The 505-nt window shown below is 63.2% G+C and carries 1 protein-coding gene; it reads right to left on the reverse strand.

Annotation, left to right across the window (positions count from 1 at the left end; translation table 11 throughout):
- Positions 1-505 (reverse strand): immunoglobulin-like domain-containing protein (locus ACLEJR_RS27020; protein WP_440817760.1); only part of this gene is annotated, 505 nt, incomplete at both ends.

Raw genomic sequence — 505 nt, forward strand, 5'->3', positions numbered from 1 at the left:
GATGACCGCGCCGTTGCTCAGGGTGACGGTGACAGGCGTACCGGCAGCATTGGTCAGGGTGGCGGTGTAGGTGATCTGGCCACCCTCGGCAACCGTACCGGTGGCGCTGAGGCTCAGGCCGGTGTTGTCCTGGGTATCGGTGACGGTGGTGTTAGCCGTTTTGCCGTCGATCTCCAGCTTCTCGTAGTTGCCACCTTTGGCGTCGTCGATCTTGACGCTCAGGTTATCGCCGCCCGCGAGGGCGTCGTTCGGCGTGACGAAGTTGACCGAACCGCTGCTCGCGCCAACCGGGATGGTGATGGTTTGACCGTTCGACAGGGTCACAACCAGCGGAGCGCCGGTGACCGGGGCGTTGACCGAGGCGGTGTAAACCACCGTTCCACCTTCGGCGACGGTCGAAGTGGCCGACAGGCTCACAGTCGAAGTGTCGATGGTATCGGTGACGTCTGTAACCGCAGGCGTGGTGCTTGGCACCAAGTTCTCGAAGTTACCGCCCGTGGCCTTG

The sequence above is a fragment of the Pseudomonas sp. SMN5 genome (assembly GCF_052041925.1).
Lineage (GTDB): Bacteria > Pseudomonadota > Gammaproteobacteria > Pseudomonadales > Pseudomonadaceae > Aquipseudomonas.